The organism is bacterium (assembly GCA_020440705.1).
Taxonomy (GTDB): domain Bacteria; phylum Krumholzibacteriota; class Krumholzibacteriia; order LZORAL124-64-63; family LZORAL124-64-63; genus JAGRNP01.
Map to the genome: position 1 here is coordinate 1 of JAGRNP010000334.1, position 581 is coordinate 581.

A 581-nucleotide genomic window follows, 5' to 3' on the forward strand; every position below is an offset into this window, starting at 1 on the left:
GCTGGCGTCGCTGCCGTTCGCCGTCGCCGGCATCGTCTGGGCGCGCGAACTGCTGGCGCTGATGGGCGCCGACGCCTGGACGCTGACCCACGGCGTGCGCTACCTGCAGTGGATGCTGGGCAGCAACGTGGTGATCATGCTGCTGTTCGTGTGCAACGCCATCTTCCGCGGCGCCGGCGACGCCGCGGTGGCGATGCGGGTGCTGTGGGTGGCCAACGCGCTGAACATCGTGCTCGACCCGATCCTGATCTTCGGCTGGGGGCCGGTGCCGGCGATGGGGGTGGAAGGCGCGGCCATCGCCACCGTCATCGGCCGCGGCACCGGCGTGGCGATGCAGGCCTGGATCCTGCTGCGCGGCAGCCAGCACCTGCGCATCACGGCGGCGCAGTGGCGGCTGGAGGCGGCCACCTTCTGGCACATCGTGCGCACCTCGCTGGGCGGCATCGGGCAGATGATCGTCGCGATGACGGCCTGGATCTTCCTGATGCGCATCCTGGCCGAGGCCGGCAGCGCGGCCGTGGCCGGCGCCACCATCGCCATCCGCCTGATGATGTTCACACTGATGCCGGCCTGGGGCCTGT

Annotated in this window: 1 protein-coding gene; it reads left to right on the plus strand. The window is 71.1% G+C overall.

Annotated features, from left to right (window positions below; translation table 11 throughout):
* Positions 1-581, plus strand: a 581-nt coding sequence (locus KDM41_18665; protein MCB1185447.1) for a polysaccharide biosynthesis C-terminal domain-containing protein, incomplete at both ends; no start/stop codon positions are given.